This is a genomic window from Nocardioides sp. Bht2 (assembly GCF_047308515.1).
Lineage (GTDB): Bacteria > Actinomycetota > Actinomycetes > Propionibacteriales > Nocardioidaceae > Nocardioides.
In genome coordinates this window covers 412533-429222 of sequence record NZ_JBLBWI010000001.1, presented here as the reverse complement: position 1 = coordinate 429222, position 16690 = coordinate 412533, and the positions used below count along the sequence as shown (strand labels likewise).

The 16690-nt window shown below is 67.2% G+C and carries 17 protein-coding genes; 12 read left to right on the top strand and 5 right to left on the bottom strand.

Features of this window, described 5'->3' with window-relative positions:
- Window positions 1-3 precede the first annotated feature (3 nt).
- Window positions 4-912: an EamA family transporter RarD gene (gene rarD / locus ACLM5J_RS02105; RefSeq protein ID WP_413654349.1), complete on the bottom strand. Its 909-nt coding sequence runs from the start codon at window positions 910-912 to the stop codon at window positions 4-6.
- Window positions 913-1064: 152 nt separating this feature from the next.
- On the opposite strand from rarD, the gene ACLM5J_RS02100 reads away from it, so the two are divergent.
- Window positions 1065-1724, top strand: a complete 660-nt coding sequence (locus tag ACLM5J_RS02100) for a hypothetical protein (RefSeq protein ID WP_413654348.1) — start codon at window positions 1065-1067, stop codon at window positions 1722-1724.
- Window positions 1725-1839: 115 nt separating this feature from the next.
- Here ACLM5J_RS02100 and ACLM5J_RS02095 read toward each other — a convergent pair whose 3' ends face one another.
- Window positions 1840-2937, bottom strand: coding sequence for a 2-oxoacid:ferredoxin oxidoreductase subunit beta (locus tag ACLM5J_RS02095; RefSeq protein ID WP_413654347.1), 1098 nt, complete (start codon window positions 2935-2937; stop codon window positions 1840-1842).
- Entirely contained in the window at window positions 2934-4847 is a 1914-nt protein-coding gene (locus ACLM5J_RS02090; RefSeq protein WP_413654346.1) for a 2-oxoacid:acceptor oxidoreductase subunit alpha, read from the bottom strand. Before ACLM5J_RS02090 ends, ACLM5J_RS02095 begins: the two co-directional genes overlap by 4 nt.
- A 323-nt stretch (window positions 4848-5170) precedes the next feature.
- Here ACLM5J_RS02090 and ACLM5J_RS02085 point away from each other — a divergent pair, with 323 nt between their 5' ends.
- The 5 genes from ACLM5J_RS02085 (at window position 5171) to ACLM5J_RS02065 (ending at window position 10318) form a co-directional block, all read left to right on the top strand.
- Window positions 5171-6199 carry an extracellular solute-binding protein gene (locus tag ACLM5J_RS02085; protein ID WP_413654345.1) on the top strand — a complete coding sequence of 343 codons (1029 nt, stop codon included), beginning with the start codon at window positions 5171-5173 and terminating at the stop codon, window positions 6197-6199.
- On the top strand, window positions 6196-7047 hold the full coding sequence (gene cysT, locus ACLM5J_RS02080) for a sulfate ABC transporter permease subunit CysT (protein WP_413654344.1): 852 nt from the start codon (window positions 6196-6198) through the stop codon (window positions 7045-7047). The genes ACLM5J_RS02085 and cysT overlap by 4 nt, the downstream gene beginning before the upstream one ends.
- Entirely contained in the window at window positions 7040-7891 is an 852-nt protein-coding gene (locus ACLM5J_RS02075; protein ID WP_413654343.1) for a sulfate ABC transporter permease subunit, read from the top strand. The genes cysT and ACLM5J_RS02075 overlap by 8 nt, the downstream gene beginning before the upstream one ends.
- A complete protein-coding gene (locus ACLM5J_RS02070; protein WP_413654342.1) occupies window positions 7888-8874 on the top strand; it encodes a sulfate/molybdate ABC transporter ATP-binding protein in 987 nt (328 codons plus the stop codon). The genes ACLM5J_RS02075 and ACLM5J_RS02070 overlap by 4 nt, the downstream gene beginning before the upstream one ends.
- 268 nt (window positions 8875-9142) lie before the next feature.
- Window positions 9143-10318 carry a thiolase family protein gene (locus tag ACLM5J_RS02065; protein WP_413654341.1) on the top strand — a complete coding sequence of 392 codons (1176 nt, stop codon included), beginning with the start codon at window positions 9143-9145 and terminating at the stop codon, window positions 10316-10318.
- 90 nt (window positions 10319-10408) lie between these two features.
- On the opposite strand, the gene ACLM5J_RS02060 is transcribed toward ACLM5J_RS02065, so the two are convergent.
- The gene (locus tag ACLM5J_RS02060; RefSeq protein ID WP_413654340.1) at window positions 10409-10585 is read right to left on the bottom strand and encodes a hypothetical protein; all 177 of its coding nucleotides are present in this window, start codon (window positions 10583-10585) and stop codon (window positions 10409-10411) included.
- A 15-nt stretch (window positions 10586-10600) separates the two neighbouring features.
- On the opposite strand from ACLM5J_RS02060, the gene npdG reads away from it, so the two are divergent.
- Both npdG and mshD read left to right on the top strand, forming a co-directional pair.
- Window positions 10601-11272, top strand: coding sequence for an NADPH-dependent F420 reductase (gene npdG / locus ACLM5J_RS02055; protein WP_413654339.1), 672 nt, complete (start codon window positions 10601-10603; stop codon window positions 11270-11272).
- A gap of 13 nt (window positions 11273-11285) precedes the next feature.
- Complete coding sequence (gene mshD, locus ACLM5J_RS02050) at window positions 11286-12122, top strand: mycothiol synthase (RefSeq protein ID WP_413654338.1); 837 nt, start codon at window positions 11286-11288, stop codon at window positions 12120-12122.
- Window positions 12123-12345: 223 nt separating this feature from the next.
- Here mshD and ACLM5J_RS02045 read toward each other — a convergent pair whose 3' ends face one another.
- The gene (locus ACLM5J_RS02045; RefSeq protein ID WP_413654337.1) at window positions 12346-13065 is read right to left on the bottom strand and encodes a winged helix-turn-helix transcriptional regulator; all 720 of its coding nucleotides are present in this window, start codon (window positions 13063-13065) and stop codon (window positions 12346-12348) included.
- 55 nt (window positions 13066-13120) lie between these two features.
- On the opposite strand from ACLM5J_RS02045, the gene ACLM5J_RS02040 reads away from it, so the two are divergent.
- The 4 genes from ACLM5J_RS02040 (at window position 13121) to ACLM5J_RS02025 (ending at window position 16683) form a co-directional block, all read left to right on the top strand.
- A complete protein-coding gene (locus ACLM5J_RS02040; RefSeq protein ID WP_413654336.1) occupies window positions 13121-13414 on the top strand; it encodes a MoaD/ThiS family protein in 294 nt (97 codons plus the stop codon).
- A gap of 120 nt (window positions 13415-13534) precedes the next feature.
- Window positions 13535-14569: a GDP-mannose 4,6-dehydratase gene (locus ACLM5J_RS02035; RefSeq protein ID WP_413654335.1), complete on the top strand. Its 1035-nt coding sequence runs from the start codon at window positions 13535-13537 to the stop codon at window positions 14567-14569.
- Window positions 14570-14665: 96 nt separating this feature from the next.
- The gene (locus tag ACLM5J_RS02030; protein WP_413654334.1) at window positions 14666-15475 is read left to right on the top strand and encodes an FkbM family methyltransferase; all 810 of its coding nucleotides are present in this window, start codon (window positions 14666-14668) and stop codon (window positions 15473-15475) included.
- Window positions 15472-16683: a glycosyltransferase family 61 protein gene (locus tag ACLM5J_RS02025; protein WP_413654333.1), complete on the top strand. Its 1212-nt coding sequence runs from the start codon at window positions 15472-15474 to the stop codon at window positions 16681-16683. The genes ACLM5J_RS02030 and ACLM5J_RS02025 overlap by 4 nt, the downstream gene beginning before the upstream one ends.
- Window positions 16684-16690: the final 7 nt, after the last annotated feature.

Below are 16690 nucleotides of genomic sequence, written 5' to 3'. Positions count from 1 at the left end.
GCGTCAGATCGCTGACGCCTCGACGACGAGGCGAAGCTGGCGGCGTCGGTGGGCGATCGCCTCGGCGGTGAAGACCGCCAACGAGGCCCAAACCAGTGTGAAACCGAACCACCGGGCAGCGGGCATCGTCTCGTCGTAGAGCCAGACCCCGATCCCGAACTGCAGGATCGGGGCGAGGTACTGCAGCAGACCGAGGGTGACCAGCGGCAGACGGGTGGCCGAACCGCCGAAGCAGAGCAGCGGGATCACGGTGATCACGCCGGTGCCGACCAGCAGGAGCACGTGACCGGCACCCTCGGTGCCGAAGTGGCTATCGCCCTGGGCGGTCAGCAGCGCGAGATAGCCCAGCGCGAGCGGAGCCAGTGCCAGCGTCTCGAAGGTCAGGCTCTCGACGGCGCCGGCGTTCGCCTGCTTCTTGGCGAGCCCGTAGGTGCTGAAACTGAACGCGAGCAGCAGGGCGACCCACGGTGGACGTCCGTAGTCGACGGCGAGCACGACGACGGCGGCCGCGGCGACGCCGAGGGCCAACCACTGCAATGGCCGCATCCGCTCGCCGAGGATCAGCACGCCCATCAGGACGGTGACCAGGGGCGTCACGAAGTAGCCCAGCGACGTTTCGACAACGTGGCCGTGGTTGACGCCCCAGATGTAGCTGGTCCAGTTGACGGCGATCACGATCGCTGCAAGGAGCAGGAAGTAGCGGGTCCGGGGGACCCGCCAGAGTGCGTACAGGGAGGCACGCTTGTGCAGGGCGAGCACCACTGTGCCCATGAAGAGGAGTGACCAGAGCACGCGGTGGGCCAGGATCTCCACGGCACCGGCTGGCTCGAGCAGCGGCCAGTAGAGCGGGAACAGGCCCCACATCAGGTAGGCGGCGACGCCTAGGATCAATCCGCGCTTCTCATCTGCCACCCCAGCAGCGTACGCGCGAGCGTGGCTGATCCCGTGATCGAAAACTTTTGCAACATCAAAGGTTTGGGCCGGCGCCTCGGGCGGTAGAAGGAGTGCGGACTTCAACACCGATGTCAGCTCCGTGGGGGCTGCTGACTACCCGAGGAATCTCTATGCGTATGAAGCGTTTCATCACCGGCGCGGTTGCCGCCGGTCTGCTCGGCCTCGTGCCGACCACCCTGGCCGCTGCACCGGCCCAGGCGGCCACTCCGTCCGCGACGGGGATCAACGCTCAGATCTCCAAGTCGAAGACTGAGTATGGCGACTCCTTCTACATCAACGGCAACGTTGCATCCGAGTTCGGCTATCCGGTCGGCACGCTGACCCTCTCGCGCAAGCTCGCCGGCGAGTCGTCCTACAAGGTAGTCGGCACGGACACCACGCCCGGCTCTTTCTGGTTTGATCTCAAGGCTGCCGGCAACGCTACCTACGTGCTTTCGTTCAGCGGTGGCAGCGACTCCCAGTACGACTACCAGCCGTCGACGCTCACCGGGAAGCAGTCCGTCTTCCGCAAGGTGACGGTCAAGACCAACAGCCGCACCATGACCGCCAAGGGCAAGGTCACGCCGAGCTTCGGCAAGAAGAAGATCCTCGTCCAGATCAAGAAGGGCGGCTGGAAGACCTTCAAGAAGGTCAAGACCAACAAGGCCGGCAAGTACTCGGTCCGCCTCCCCGGAAAGCGCGGCAAGGGCAACAAGTACCGCCTCGTGATCAAGGCGGACAAGCGCTTCGCGACGAACAACTACCACACGATCACGTCGCGCATCTACTGACGTAAACAAGCAAAGCGCCCGACCGGTTCTCCCGGTCGGGCGCTTTCTGTTGTCCGCTCGATGTGACCTCAGCGCGCTGTTTCGGTGGATTTCCGAGCGCTGAGGTCACATTGGGCTAGATGGTCCAGGTGTCTCCGCCGTTGATGAGGGCTTGGAGGCGGGCGTTCTGGTCGCCGGGGTTGTCGCCTTGGGCGGTGCGGACCTGGGCGCGGGCTTCGTCGTCGTAGGTGGGGCGGTCGACTTGGCGGAAGATCCCGATGGGGGATTGGTTGAGGTAGCCGGCGTCGGTGAGTCGGGAGATGGCGAACGCGGTGGACGGGTCGGGGTTGTGGGCGTCGTGGACCAGGATGGCCTCGATGCCGACCTGGTCGAGTTCGGCGACCTCGACTCCGCCGGTGGTGTTGCGGATCAGGCCCTTGGTGCCTAGTCCGGTCTCTTCGTCACGGGTGCCGAAGGTGATCGGTTCGCCGTGGACGAGCGGGATGATCGCGTCGGCCTTGGTGTCGGGTGACTTGATCGCGTCGAAGGCGCCGTCGTTGAAGATGGGGCAGTTCTGGTAGATCTCGACCAGCGACGTGCCGCGGTGGGCGGCGGCCGCGGTGAGTACCGAGGTGAGGTGTTTGCGGTCGGAGTCGATGGTGCGGGCCACGAAGCTGGCCTCGGCTCCCAGTGCGAGGGAGACGGGGTTGAAGGGGTGGTCCAGGGATCCCATCGGGCTGGTCTTGGTGACCTTGCCGGCTTCGGAGGTGGGGGAGTATTGGCCCTTGGTGAGGCCGTAGATCCGGTTGTTGAACAGCAGGATCGTCATGTTGACGTTGCGGCGCAGGGCGTGGATGAGGTGGTTGCCGCCGATGGAGAGGGCGTCGCCGTCGCCGGTGACGACGAAGACGTGGAGGTCTTCACGTGCGGTGGCCAGGCCGGTGGCGATGGAGGGTGCGCGTCCGTGGATGGAGTGCATCCCGTAGGTGTCGAGGTAGTAGGGGAACCGCGACGAGCAGCCGATGCCGGAGATGAAGACGACGTTCTCGCGGCGGATGTTCAGCTCGGGCAGGAACCCTTGGACGGCCTTGAGGACGGCGTAGTCACCGCAGCCGGGGCACCAACGGACCTCCTGGTCGGAGGTGAAGTCCTTGCCGGTGAGCTTCTCGCCCTCGTCAAGGGTGGGCACGCCGTCGGTGCCGCGCAGGGTGGGGAGACCGAGATCGGTGCTCACGAGATCGCCTCCTGGCTGTTCTGGGTGAGGTCCACGCTGATGCCCTCGGCCTCGGCGACGAGTTCGCCGATGGCTTGGGCGAGGTCGGCTGCCTTGAGGGGCAGGCCGCGGACTTGGTTGTAGCCCTGGGCGTCGACGAGGTACTTGGCGCGCAGCAGCATGGAGAGTTGGCCGAGGTTCATCTCGGGGACGAGGACCTTGTCGTAACGCTTGAGGATCTCGCCGAGGTCCTTGGGGAACGGGTTGAGGTGCCGTAGGTGGGTCTGGGCGACCTTGTATCCGGCCTTGCGGACGCGGCGGACGCCGGCACCGATGGGGCCGTAGGTGGAGCCCCACCCGATGACGAGGACCTTCGCGTCCCCGGTGGGGTCGTCGACTTCGAGCGGGGGCAGGGAGTCGGCGATGGCGTCGATCTTGGCTTGCCGGGTGCGGACCATCTGGTCGTGGTTGGCGGGGTCGTAGGAGATGTTGCCGTGACCGGCGCCCTTCTCCAGGCCACCGATGCGGTGCTCGAGCCCGGCGGTGCCGGGGATCGCCCACGGACGCGCCAGCGTTTCGGGGTCGCGGGAGTACGGCTGGAACTCCGCCCCATCGAGGGTGTCTAGGGTGGTGAAGTTCGGTTCGATGAGCGGGAGGTCCTCGATCGCGGGGATCGACCAGGGCTCGGAGCCGTTGGCGAGGTACCCGTCGGACAGGAGCATGACGGGGGTGCGGTAGGTGATGGCGATCCGGGCTGCTTCGACGGCGGCGGTGAAGCAGTCGCCGGGGGTGGCCGGGGCCACGATCGGGACAGGTGATTCACCGTTGCGTCCGAACATCGCCTGCAGCAGGTCCGACTGTTCGGTCTTGGTCGGTAGCCCGGTGGAGGGGCCGCCGCGTTGCACGTTGACGACGACCAGGGGGAGTTCGGTCATCACCGCCAGGCCGATCGCTTCACCCTTCAATGCGACACCGGGACCCGAGGTGGTGGTGACGCCGAGTTGGCCGGCGAACGAGGCTCCGATCGCGGAACCGACACCGGCGATCTCGTCCTCGGCTTGGAAGGTGGTGACACCGAAGCTCTTGTGCTTGCTCAACTCGTGCAGGATGTCGGTGGCCGGGGTGATCGGGTAGGAGCCGAGGAACACCGGGAGTCCGGAGCGGACGCCGGCGGCGACCAGGCCGTAGGAGAGCGCGAGGTTGCCGGTGATGTTGCGGTAGGTGCCGGCCGGCATCACTGCGGGCTTCACCTCGTACTGCACCGCGAACGTCTCGGTGGTCTCGCCGAAGTTCCAGCCGGTCTTGAACGCGGTGATGTTCGCATCCCTGATGGCGGGGGCCTTGGCGAACTTCTTGGACAAGAACTCGATGGTGGTCTCGGTGGGGCGGCCGTACATCCACGACAGGAGGCCGAGGGCGAACATGTTCTTGGCGCGTGCGGCGTCCTTACGCGACAGGCCGAACTCGGCGACCGAGGCGACCGTCATCCCGGTCAGGTCGACCGGTTGCACGTTGAAGTCGCCCAACATGTCGTTCGCGTCACCGAGCAGGTCGAGCGGGTTCACCGCGTAGCCGGCCTTGTCCAGGTTCCGCTTGGAGAAGTCGTGGGTGTCGACGATGATCGTGGCGCCCTTCGGCAGGTCACCCAGGTTGGCCTTCAACGCCGCCGGGTTCATCGCCACCAACACATCGGGGGCATCGCCGGCGGTGAGGATGTCGTGGTCGGCGAAATGCACCTGGAACGACGAGACACCCGGGATCGTGCCCTGAGGGGCCCGGATCTCGGCGGGGAAGTTCGGCAACGTCACCAGATCATTGCCGAACGCCGCCGACTCCTGAGTGAACCGATCACCAGTGAGCTGCATGCCGTCACCGGAGTCGCCAGCGAAACGGATGATCACTCGGTCGAGCTGCTTGACCTGCTTGGTCACCGCCACAACCTTCTTCCTGCGCAGATGGACGTCAAACGTACTGAGGGTATGTCAAAACTGGAACCTGTTCCACTTTTCAGTCGAACTGGCGCCCTCGTGCTCGACTCCGAGATGGGGCGAGCCCGGGATCTTCCAATATACGGATTCTCGCTGACCATTCTGGACCCGTTCGCGGCATTGCGCTCGGCGGGGTGCGCGATGCGGACAACTCGGCGATGTGACCACTGCCACACCTGGATCAATGACGCGCTTTTCGATAAAGTCAGCTAATCTGCTCGACATTAACGAGATACGCCCTCCGTCGAGGGTGGGAAAGAGTGGTCATGAACAGGAAGCTCAAGGCAGTTGTGGTGGCATCGCTCTTTGGTGCGCTGACCTTGTCCGCCTGCAGCAGTGCTGGCGGTAGCGACGACGACAAGACGATCAACCTGGTCGGCTTCGCAGTCCCCGAGGCTGCGAACGACGCCATCGCGGCGAAGTTCGCGCAGACCGATGCAGGCGAAGGTTCCAAGCTCTCCGGCTCCTATGGCGCCTCCGGCGACCAGAGCCGCAAGGTGCTCGACACCAAAGGTAAGAACGTCGACTACGTGCACTTCTCGCTGGAAGGCGACGTCACCCGTCTGGTCGACGGCGGACTGATCGCCGACGACTGGAACGCCGGCCCCAACAAGGGCATCGTCTCCTCCTCGATCGCCGTCATCGTGGTGCCCAAGGGCAACCCCGACGGAATCAAGGGTTGGGCCGATCTGACCCGCAAGGACGTCAAGGTCGTTACCGCTGACCCGGCATCGTCGGGTGCGGCGCGCTGGAACGTGCTCGCCCTCTACAGCTACGCCAAGTCCCAGGGCTTCACCGAGGACCAGGCCGACGACTACCTCAAGAAGGTCTTCGCGAACGTCGGCGCCTGGGCGACCAGCGGTCGGGAGGCCACCGAGGCCTTCGAGAACGGTCAGGGCAACGTCCTGATCACCTATGAGAACGAGGCGATCCTGGCCCGCCAGCAGGGCAAGGAGTTCGACTACATCGTGCCCGAGCAGTCCTTCCTGATCGAGAACCCGGGTGCCGTCCTGAAGAAGGCCGACGACATCGCCAACGACTGGCTGGACTTCGTGCTCAGTGACGAGGGGCAGACCGAGTTCGTGAAGAAGGGCTTCCGCCCGGTCGGTGGACTCGACATCTCCGGTATCCAGGTCGAGGGCGCCAACGACCCGAGCAACCCGTTCCCGGTCCCGACCGACCTCGGCACCATCGAGAAGCTCGGTGGCTGGAAGAAGGTCACCAGCGAGTGGTTCGGTAAGGACGGCGAGAAGCTCCGCTACGACCAGTTGGCTGCAGAAGCCAAGAAGAAGTGACACAGCTACTTGCAGAACCCGCCGGAGGGCCCACGCGCAAGCGGAGGCCCTCCAGTGGGCTGTTCCGGCTCTCGGCGGCCTCGGGGATCGGCCTCGGTCTCGGCGTCCTGTGGTTCAGCATCCTGGTGCTGCTTCCCCTGGCCGCCGTCGTCGGCGCCGCAGCGGCCGGCGGATGGGGCGCGTTCTTCGACACGCTCACCGAACCGGAGACCTTCGCCGCGCTTCGGCTGACCGTCGTGCTCGCACTGCTGGTCACCGTCGTCAACGCCGTGGTCGGCACGATCGTTGCCTGGGTGCTGGTCCGTGACCAGTTCGTCGGCAAGCGGATCTTCGACGTCGTCATCGACATTCCTTTCGCGCTGCCGACGATCGTGGCGGGCCTGGTTCTGCTGAGCGTCTACGGGCAGGACAGTGCAGTCGGCTACAACATCGTCAACACGCGCGTCGGCATCTTCCTCGCGCTGCTCTTCGTGACGCTGCCCTTCGTGGTCCGCACGGTGCAGCCGGTGCTGATGGAGTTGGAGGCCGAAGCCGAGGAGGCTGCCGCCTCCCTGGGCGCCTCGCGGCTGACCACCTTCCGTCGGGTGATCCTGCCCAGCCTGGTTCCCGCGATCACCGCCGGCTCGTCGCTGGGCTTCGCCCGGGCTATCTCCGAGTTCGGTTCCCTGGTGCTGATCTCCGGCAACACGCCGTACCGCACCGAGATGGCGTCGTTGAAGATCCTCCAGTTCCTGGAGAGCGACAACCAAGCGGGTGCCGCCGCTGTCGCCGTCCTGTTGTTGCTGGTGGCCATCGCGGTGATCGTCGCGCTCGACGTCATCTCCAGAAGGGTGGCGCGCCGTGCCTGACCTCAAGACCGTCCGCGCACAGAAGGGCCCCGTCACCTATCTACTGCGGACCTTCGTGATCGTGTACCTCTTCGCCCTGGTCATCTGGCCGGTCAGCGAGTTGGTGAAGCTCACCTTCGCGCCCACCGAGCCTGGAGAGGCGGGTGGCCTCGGCGCCTTCCTCGACCGGTTGCAGGACCCCGCGATGACATACGCCTTCGGGCTGACCGTCACCTGCGCCTTCTGGGCCGTGCTGATCAACCTGGTCTTCGGCCTCGGGATCTCGTTGCTCCTGGTGCGTTACGAGTTCCCCGGACGCCGACTGCTCTCGGTCCTGGTCGATCTACCGATGTCCGTCTCGCCGGTGGTGGTGGGTCTGGCTCTGGTGCTCGCCTACTCCAGCGGATCGGGCTGGTTCGGGGAGAGCCTCGAAGGGCTGGGCATCTTCATCATCGGCTCGACGCCCGGCATGATCATGGCGACCGCCTTCGTCAGCCTGCCGCTGGTGATCCGCGAGATCATCCCGGTGCTCGAGGAGATCGGCACCGACGCCGAGGTGGCCGCGCACAGCCTGGGTGCCAACGCCTGGCAGACCTTCCGCAGGATCACCCTGCCCAGCATCAAGTGGGCGATCGCCTACGGCGTGGTGCTCAGCCTGGCCCGGTCGCTCGGCGAGTTCGGTGCCGTCAAGATCGTCAGCCCCGGCGCCCAGTTCCGTGGCGAGACCGCCACCCTCCTCATTCAGCGTCAGTACACCAACTACGCCGAGTCGTCGGCCTATGCAGCAGCCTTCGTGCTGGTGCTCGCGGCGATCCTGGCGTTGGTCGTGGTGACGTTCATCCGCCGTCCGGAGGACCGCACATGAGTATTGAAGTCAAAGGAATCAACAAGACCTTCGGGGACTTCGTCGCACTCGACGACGTCAACGTATCGCTGCCTTCGGGCCAACTGACGGCGCTGCTCGGGCCGTCCGGCGGCGGCAAGTCGACGCTGCTGCGGATCATCGCCGGGCTCGACACCGCCGACTCCGGCTCGGTCAGCATCGAAGGTGTGGACGCGACCTCGCTGCCGCCGCAGAAGCGGAACGTGGGCTTCGTCTTCCAGCACTACGCGGTCTTCAAGCACATGACGGTGGCCAAGAACGTGGCCTTCGGTCTGGAGATCCGCAAGCGTCCCAAGGCCGAGGTGGCGGAGCGGGTCCACGAGCTGCTCAAGCTGGTCCATCTGGAGCAGTTCGCCAAGCGGCTGCCCTCCCAGCTGTCCGGTGGCCAGCGACAGCGGTTGGCGCTGGCGCGAGCACTCGCCGTCGAGCCGACCGTGCTGCTCCTGGACGAGCCGTTCGGGGCCCTCGACGCCAAGGTGCGTAAGGAGCTGCGCGACTGGCTGCGCCGGTTGCACGACGAGGTCCATGTGACCACCGTCTTCGTGACCCACGATCAGGAGGAGGCCCTGGAGGTCGCCGACGAGATCGTGGTGATCAACGAGGGTCGCGTCGAGCAGGTGGGAACTCCCGACCAGCTCTACGACGAGCCGGCCAACGACTTCGTGATGTCCTTCCTGGGGGAGGTGACCACGTTGTCGGGGCAGTTGGTGCGACCGCACGACATCGAGATCACCACCGCGCCCGTCGGGCCGGCGTCGGTCGAAGGTCAGGTCAGCAGGTTGCTGCGGATCGGCTACGAGGTGCGCGCCACCGTGCTCACCACCGACGGGCAGACCGTCGCCGCCACCCTGACCCGGACCCAGGCGCGCAGTCTGGGGCTGACCGTAGGCCGCAACGTCTGGCTCGACATCGTCGAGGGCGCGACCGCCGTCGCCCATCCTGCGGAAAGGCTCGTCCTCTCCTGAGTGACGCGCCTTCGAGCCGTTCCATCTCGTTCCGCCCAGCTCCGCCGGATCGTCCCCAACGTTCTGGTTGCCGACACGCCGTGTGCCGCAACCACCACGTTGGGGACGATCGGATTTCGGCGGGTGTCCACAAGGTGGGTGCTGCGCATCACGTGGGACTTCGGCTGTGGGATTCTGTGAAACCTGTTCCAATGCTGGGACGACGTGAGGGCGGGCGCGGGAGTGCCGCCTCAGGTAACACCATGAAGCTTTTTTCGAGGAGATGAACATGCCCGAAGCAGTGATCGTGAGCGCCGTGCGTACCCCGATCGGTACGTCCTACAAGGGCACGCTGCGCGAGACGCTGGCCGAGGAGCTGGCGACGGTCGTCGTCGGCGAAGCGGTCAAGCGCTCCGGCCTGAACGCTGAGGACTTCGGCGACGTCATCCTCGCCGAGTCGACCGCCGGTGGCGGCGACATCGCGCGCTACGCCGCTGTTGCCAACGGCATGATCCAGGTCCCCGGCCAGGCCGTTCAGCGCTGGTGCGCCGGCTCGCTGACCGCGATCGGTAACGCCGCCGCGCACATCCGCTCGGGCATGGAGACCGCCATCATCGCTGGTGGCACCCACTCCTACTCGACCTCGCCGGCGATGACCTCCAAGCTCGCTGACGGCTCGATCAAGGAGGGCATGCGCCCGTCCTTCCCGTACTACGAGACCGAGGAGTACGGCCGCGCCACCGACGACGTCCTGGTCAACGTCGGCTTCAACATCGCCAAGGAGCGCGGCATCACCCGCGAGGAGATGGACGCGTGGGCCTTCCGCTCGCACCAGCGCGCCATCGCCGCGATCGACGCCGGTCAGTTCCTCGACGAGATCGTTCCGGTGAAGGCTCGCCTGGAGGGTGAGATCGTCGACTTCTCGGTCGACGAGCACCCGCGTCGCGGCGGCTCCCTGGAGAAGCTGGCCGGCCTCAAGGGCGTCCGTGACATCGAGGGCTTCACCATCACCGCCGGTAACTCGTCGGGCGTCAACGACGCGGCCTCCGCGCTCGCGATCGTCAGCGACGAACTGGCTGCCGAGCGCGGCCTGACCCCGCTGGCCCGGATCCGCGCCTGGGGCGCCGTCGGCGTGCAGCCGCACCTGTGTGGCGTCGGTGGCGTCGACGCCATCCCGCACGTGCTCAAGCGGGCCGGCCTGAGCGTCTCCGACGTCGACCTGTGGGAGATCAACGAGGCGTTCGCCTCCGTGCCGATCGCCGCGGTCAAGGAGCTGGGCATCGATGAGGAGAAGGTCAACCCGTGGGGCTCCGGCTGCTCGCTGGGTCACCCGATCTCCGCTTCGGGTGGCCGTATGGTCGCCACCCTCGCGCACGAGCTCAAGCGTCGTGGCGGCGGCATCGCCGTTGCCTCGATGTGTGCTGCCGGCGGCCAGGGCGGCGCCGTGGTCATCGAGGCCATCTGATCGCTCGCACTCTCTGCTGAGACGGCGTCACCCCGCGAGGGGCGGCGCCGTCTTCGCTTTGCACGTGCGCCGACCTGGACGTCGTCGCCGCTACCAGCGGTGCCGGGCGTCCTTGAACGGTCGTTGGCGGGGCTTGATCGAGGTGAGGCCGGTGGCGGCGAAATGGTCCCAGCCTCCGGGCAGCTGACCGACCGCCATCGGCTTTCTGTCATCCTGCAAGCGGACCTGTGGACGTCGCAGCACGCGGTCGTCCGGCAAGAAACTCATGAGGAGCCCCCCAAGATGACCGAGATTGACCTGAAGTCGCAGACCATCGCCGTGCTGGGAGGCACCGGCCCCCAGGGACGCGGTCTTGCCCGTCGTTTCGCGCAGGCCGGTCTGAGCGTGGTCATCGGCAGCCGTGGCGCCGAGAAGGCTGAGGCGGCTGCCGCCGAGCTCGCCGAGGTCACCGGTGGCACCGTGACCGGCGCCGACAACTCGGGCGCGGCGGCCCAGGGCGACATCGTCCTCGTCGTCGTTCCATGGGACGGTCACGGCGAGCTCGTCGCCAGCCTCGCCACCGAGCTGGCCGGCAAGATCGTCGTCGACTGCGTGAACCCGCTCGGGTTCGACAAGCAGGGTGCCTACGCACTCGAGGTCGCCGAGGGCTCCGCCACCCAGCAGGCTGCCGGTCTCCTGCCCGAGAGCCGCGTGGTGGGTGCCTTCCACAACGTCTCCGCCGTGCTGCTGGAGGACCCGGAGGTCACCGACCTCGGCACCGACGTGCTCGTCCTTGGCGACGACCGCGAGGCGACCGACACCGTCCAGGCGCTCGCCGACACCATCCCCGGCGTCCGCGGCATCTACGGTGGCCGGCTGCGCAACGCGCACCAGGTCGAGGCGCTGACCGCCAACCTGATCAGCATGAACCGTCGCTACAAGGCACACGCAGGCGTCCGGATCACCGACGTTTGAGAGACTGGTCGGTGTGATTGACGAGATTCGGGCTTGGGACATCGAAGTACGCGACCAGGTGATCGACCTGGTCCGCGCCTGCCGCGAGGTGGACGGCCACTCGCCGCTCGACGAAGCGGCGGTGCTGCGACTCAAGAACCGAGGACTCACCGGATCTCGTCTCTGGCTGGCCGATCGGGCCGGCTTCGCGCTCCTGCATGACGGCGGCCTCGAGCTGGCGGTTGCTCCCGAGCACCGCGGCTCGGGCCTCGGCACCGCTCTGGCGAGCGCCGCCGTCGAGGAGGCACGTACTGCTTGGTCGCACGGCGATCACCCGGCCGCTGCGGCGTTGGCGCAGCGGTTCGGGTTCGCCCGCGCTCGTGAACTGTGGGTGATGCGCCGTCCGGTCGGGGCGGAACCCGCGCTCTCGGGTGAGATCGGGATCCGGGCCTACACCGACGCGGACCGCGACGAACTCCTCCGGGTCAACGCCGAGGCGTTCGCCAGCCACCCGGAACAGGGGGCGATGGACGCCGACAACCTCGCCGAGCGGATGTCGGAGCCGTGGTTCGACCCGGCCGGCCTGCTGGTCGTCGCCGACGGCGAGCGGATGCTCGGCTTCCACTGGACCAAGCAGCACAGTCCGGAGGTCGGCGAGGTCTACGTGGTCGGGACGGACCCCGCCGCGCAGGGCCGCGGCCTCGGCAAGGCGTTGACCATCGCCGGGCTCCGGCACCTGGCCGGCGTGCTCGACGCGGACGGCGAGGTGATCCTCTACGTGGAGAGCGACAACACACCCGCTCGCCGGCTCTACGAGTCGCTGGGCTTCACCCACGTCGCCGCTGACACGCACGTCCAGTACCGCCGCTGACCCAGCGGGGGTCTCGACTTCCGGAGATCGAGCTGGCGAGATCGGTGTGGTCTCGGCAGGCTCGACCAACGGGTGTGTGGTCTCGTTTCCGGAGATCGAGCTTGTCGAGATCGGTCTGGTCTCGATGTTCGGAGATCGAGCCTGTCGAGATCGGTCTGGTCTCGACTGGCTCGACCAACGGGTGTCTGGTCTCTACAGGCTCGACCAACGGACAGCGTCAGGCTTAGGCGTCGATCTCGCTGGCCTCGTCGGCGTTGGCCGCGTCCTTCGGCAGGACGAACCGGTAGCCGACGTTGCGAACGGTGCCGATCAGGGTCTCGTTCTCCGGGCCCAACTTGGCACGTAGGCGCCGCACGTGGACGTCGACGGTGCGGGTACCACCGAAGTAGTCGTAGCCCCAGACCTCCTGCAGCAGCTGCTGGCGCGAGAAGACCCGCCCCGGGTGCTGGGCGAGGTACTTGAGGAGTTCGAACTCCTTGAAGGTGAGGTCGAGCGGTCGACCACCGAGGCGTGCGGTGTAGGTGGCGTCGTCGACCACCACCTCGCCACTGCGGATCACGTGCGAGTCCGGGTCGGCGGCGTCACGCTGTGCCGCGATCCGCCCGATGCTCAGGCGGAGCCGGGCCTCCAACTCGCCGGGGCCACACGTGTTGAGCAGGATGTCGTCCATGCCCCAGTCGGCGGAGACGACGCCGAGTCCGCCCTCGGTGATGATCAGCAGCACCGGCGACGGTGAGCCGGTCGTCCGGATCAGTCGACACAGATCCCGGGCCTGAGCGAGGTCCTGGCGTCCGTCGACCAGGATGAGGTCGGTCTCCGGAGCTTCGAGCAGTGCGCTGCCCTCGGCAGGCAGGATCTTGACCTGGTGGTTCAGAAGTCCGAGTCCGGGCAGCACCTCGGCCGACGGCTGTAGGGCGCTGGTGAGAAGCAGCAGAGTACTCATCTGCCCTCCTCTCGCCGCCTAGCGGTTGCGGTTGCGTTGGAGAAGAATATCGGTTGTGGAACCTCTGACGACCTCGACGCCCGATTCTGGGACCTCTATCACTGTTCGGTACTGGGCGGCGGCCCGCGCTGCGACCGGACGCCACGACGACGACTTCCCGGCCATCGAGCCGCTCACCCTGGCGGAACTGAGGAGCCTCGTCGTCGCCCGGCACCCCGACGCCGACGCCGTCCTCGGCCTCTGCTCGGTGCTGGTCAACGACCGTCCGGTCAACGGTGACGCGGCCTTGGAACACCAGGTCCGCGCGGGGGACTCGGTCGAGTTCCTGCCACCCTTCGCTGGCGGCTGACAGTCGGCCTCGCCCCGGTCGGCGCGCCCGCCGGCGTGACTATCGGGCGCCCCATTCGTTTCTCGGCTACCACCAACACTGCGCCGTTCCGATCCCGGAGCGGCCCGACAGAGGTAGCCCATGAAGACCGCAATCGTCACCGGAGTGGCGGGCCAGGATGGCATGTATCTGGCCCGAGATCTGTTGGCGCGCGGTTGGCGGGTGCTGGGCACGACGCGGCCCGGTAGTGGCTCGTCCGCCCGGTTGAAGCCCTATCTCGACGGGGTGGAGCTCGTCGCCGCCGACCTGGGCGACATCGCGGTGTTCGCGGAGCTGGTCGATCGGCACCGCCCTGACGCCGTCTTCAACCTCGCCGGGTTCAGCTCGGTCGGGCGCAGCTGGGGCGACCCGGCTCTGGTGCTGCACACGAACGCCACCGTGGTCGCCAGCATGTTGGAGACCCTGCTGCGCCATCGCGACGCCACCGGCCGTGAGGTCAGGTTCTTCCAGGCCTCCAGCGCTGAGATGTTCGGCTCGGAGGTCTCCGGGGCGCTCGACGAAGAGACGCCGCACCGGCCGCGGACGCCGTACGCAGTGGCGAAGAGTGCCGCGCACCAGCTGTTGATCAGCTACCGCGAGAAGTACGATCTCTTTGCCTGTAACGGAATTCTCTTCAATCACGAGAGCCCGTTCCGTGGCCAGCAGTTCGTCGCCGGGAAGATCGTGCGCGCTGCAGCCGAGGCTGCCTGCGGGCTCTCGCCGACCGTCACCCTCGGCGATCTCGACGTCCACCGTGACTGGGGCGCCGCCGTCGACGTCGTCGAAGGGATCCGGCGCAGCCTGACCCACGATCGACCGATGGACTATGTCTTCGCGACCGGCGTCAGCCACACCCTGCGCGACATGATCGAGGTCGCGTTCAGCTCGGTCGGCATCGACGACCCCTCGCCCTACCTGAAGCTCGAACCCCAGATGTGGTCCTCGACCCAGGCGGACGCCTTGCTGGGCAACGCTTCGCGGGCGCAGGTCGAGCTCGGTTGGGAGGCGCACTGCGGCTTCGCCGAACTGATCAGCGACATGGTCCGGGTCGACCTCGAGCGACTGCGTACCGGTGTCGAAGAAGACGAGCAGTACCTGGCCCGACGCACTGCGCAGGTGCCGGCTCTCAAGCCGTGACCCCGCGAACAGCGGATCGTTGGACCACCGCTCGGGCAACAAACGGGCGCCGCTGCCGCGGCCCTCGTGAGCTGTATCCCCCAGGAGAGCCAACAGATGATCCGTAGTGTTCCGCTGGCCGCACGGCGTGTGCGTCAGACCCTCGGCAGTTTCGACAACGGCCCGCGCCTGCTGGTCGACCTGGCGCGCCAAGGCACCACCGGCAAACCGGAGACGATCACCTTCCGGCCGCGTTCCGGTGGGGCGATCACCGTGCCGAACCGTCCCGGCGCGCGAGTTCCTGTCTACGAGATCTTCGTCGAGGACGAGTACCAGCTCGACTGGTTCCTGCGCGGGCTGGGCGACGAGCCCGTGGTGCTGGACGTAGGCGCCCACGTCGGCTGTTTCACCGTCTCGGTGGCGACCCGGCTGCCGGGCGCCCGGGTCTTCTCCTACGAGGCGTCCCCGTCCACCTCGGAGTTCTTGAGTCGCAACGTCGACGACAACCAACTCCAGGCCCGGGTCAGCGTCAACAACCTCGCGGTCCAGGCCGTCGCCGGCGAGTTGGAGATCGCGGACAACGGAGCTGGCAGCGGCCACAACGGCGTCCTCCACCTCGACGGTGCCGCCGACACGGTCCGGGTCCGCAGCGTCTCGATGGCAGAGGCGTTGACGGCGTCCGGCCGTACGGCCGACCTGGTCAAGATCGACACCGAGGGCGGCGAGTACGACATGGTGCTCGGCTCCGACCCCGCCGACTGGGCCGGCGTGCAGCGCGTGGTGCTGGAGTACCACGACCTTCCCGGCCACTCCTGGGCGGAGCTCGAGGACTTCTTCACCAGCGCCGGCCTGCAGGTCCTCCAGCGTGAGGAGTTCGGTCCGCGGCTCGGCATGGCGTGGCTCGCCCGCGCCGCCATCTCTCGATGACCCGACTGCCGAGTCGGCTGCAGCCGGCGTGGCCGTTGGTCAAACGGCTGCACCGGCTCGCTTCCTTCCTGCTCGGACTCGTCGGCAGGCAGAGTTCCCGCTTCGCCGGCGATCGAGCGTTGCCGCGCCGGGCCACCAGCCGATCGGCGCAGACCGCTCAGCGCGAGCCTGAGGTCACCCTGACGACGGCGGACGCTGGCGAGCTCCTGCGCCGCCCTTTGGCCCAGGGAACGCCGCCGGCGCACTGGATCTTCGACGAGGCGACGAGCTTCGACGTCGCGCCGCGGTTCACCCTGTCGGTGCCGCGGGGCATCGCCCTGGGCGACTACGGTGCGGTGATCACCGCTCAGGGCACGCTCGACTTCGAGACCAGTGAGTATTTCGGGATCGAGAGCTGGCGCGAGCACCCGCTCTACCTGCGCCCGCGGCTCCCGCAGGTGGAGGAGTTCGACGGGACCCTGGCGGTGCTGGCGACCCGCGGCGGGAGTTACAACTACTACCACTTCCTGCTCGACGTGCTGCCCCGCTACGGGGTACTGCGTGACTCCTTGGGCGACGTCGAGCTCGACGGGCTCTACGTGCCTTCCGACACCGGGTGGCAGCAGACGCTGCTGGCGATGACCGGGCTCGACCAACACAAGCTCATCCCGGCCCGCAAGCACAGTGCGGTGCAGGCCGAACGCCTCCTGGTGCCGTCGCTGCCGAACCCGAAGGAGGTCGCGCCGACGGCGACCGTCACCTGGCTACGGGAACGACTCCCGGCCGGTGACCTCTCCGGGCGCCCGCGCCGGATCTACGTCACCCGCGGCCAGGTTCCGAACAGCCGACGGCTGGTCCGCGAAGCGGAGTTGCTGCCGTTGCTCGCCGAGCGCGGCTTCGTCTGCGTCGAGCCGGGCGGTCTCTCGATCCAGGAACAGATCGACACCTTCGCGGCGGCCGAGGTCGTCGTGGCGCCGCATGGGGCGGCGCTGACCAACCTGGTCTTCGCCAGCCCCGGGGTACGGGTGCTGGAACTCTTCCCGGCCGAGTTCGTGAAGGCCTGTTTCTGGGCGATCAGCCAGAGCATTCCGGGCGCCCAGCACAGTTACCTGGTGGGCGGCGATGTCGCGGCGCACGGCCCCGGCAGCGCGATGAACAAGATCCAGGCCGACATCCACCTCGACCCGGAGGAGATCGTGGCGGCCGTCGACCGGCTGCTCGCAATCTGACACAGGC